The organism is Streptomyces sp. NPDC026515 (assembly GCF_055567595.1).
Genome location: NZ_JBVHQD010000061.1, coordinates 1 through 1,354, shown reverse-complemented (window position 1 = coordinate 1,354; position 1,354 = coordinate 1). Strand labels below are relative to the sequence as shown.

At 65.5% G+C, this 1,354-nt stretch carries 2 protein-coding genes; both read left to right on the top strand.

Annotated elements, in window-relative coordinates; translation table 11 throughout:
* The coding region (locus ACZ4O3_RS44085) for an alpha-glucosidase C-terminal domain-containing protein (protein ID WP_467728037.1) at positions 1-429 on the top strand (429 nt) is incomplete at its 5' end.
* The coding region (locus ACZ4O3_RS44080; protein WP_467728036.1) for an alpha-amylase family glycosyl hydrolase at positions 426-1,354 on the top strand (929 nt) is incomplete at its 3' end. The genes ACZ4O3_RS44085 and ACZ4O3_RS44080, both read left to right, overlap by 4 nt.

The window sequence follows — 1,354 nt, the reverse complement described above, 5'->3', positions numbered from 1 at the left end:
GACTCCGAGAAGTACCAGCTCAAACCCCGCGACTGGACACGCGCCGACACCGAGGGCATCGCCCCCCTCATCACCCGCCTCAACACCGTCCGGCGCCGGCATCCCGCGCTCCAGCAGCTGCGCAGCCTCAGCTTCCACTCCACGGACAACGACTCCGTCATCGCGTACAGCAAGCGCGCCGGGGCTGACACGGTCCTGGTGGTCGTCAACCTCGACCCCCACCACACCCAGGAGGCCACGGTCTCGTTGGACATGCCGCAACTCGGCCTGGACAGCAGCTCCGCCCTGTCCGTGCGGGACGAACTGACAGGCGAGACCTACTCATGGGGCAGGACCAACTACGTGCGTCTGACACCCGGCCAGGCGCCGGCACATGTGCTCCAGGTAGGGCGACCCACACCTGCGAACGGAGGGCCCAGCGCGTCATGACTGTCAACGACCCCGTCCCGGACACCTTCGAGGACACTCCCGCAAAGGACCGGGACCCGGACTGGTTCAAACGCGCCGTCTTCTACGAGGTCCTGGTGCGCTCCTTCCAGGACAGCAACGGTGACGGCATCGGCGACCTGAAGGGTCTGACCGCGAAGCTCGACTACCTCCAGTGGCTCGGTGTCGACTGTCTCTGGCTCCCCCCGTTCTTCAAGTCCCCGCTGCGGGACGGCGGTTACGACGTCTCGGACTACACCGCCGTACTCCCCGAATTCGGTGACCTCGCCGACTTCGTCGAGTTCGTCGACGCCGCACACCAGCGCGGTATGCGCGTGATCATCGACTTCGTCGTCAACCACACCAGCGACCAGCACCCGTGGTTCCAGGAGTCGCGCAAGGACCCCGACGGACCCTACGGCGACTACTACATGTGGGCCGACGACGACAAGCAGTACCAGGACGCGCGGATCATCTTCGTCGACACCGAAGTCTCCAACTGGACCTTCGATCCGGTGCGCGGTCAGTACTTCTTCCACCGCTTCTTCTCCCACCAGCCCGACCTCAACTACGAGAACCCCGCCGTCCAGGAGGAGGTCCTGGCCGCGCTGAGGTTCTGGCTGGATCTGGGCATCGACGGCTTCCGGCTGGACGCGGTGCCCTACCTGTACGCGGAAGAGGGAACCAACTGCGAGAACCTGCCGGCCTCCCACGAGTTCCTGAAGCGGGTCAGGCGCGAGATCGACGCGATGTACCCGGACACCGTGCTGCTGGCCGAGGCGAACCAGTGGCCCGAGGACGTGGTCGACTACTTCGGCGACTACGAAAAGGGGGGCGACGAGTGCCACATGGCGTTCCACTTCCCGGTGATGCCGCGGATCTTCATGGCGGTACGCCGTGAGTCCCGCTACCCGGTCTCGGAGATCCT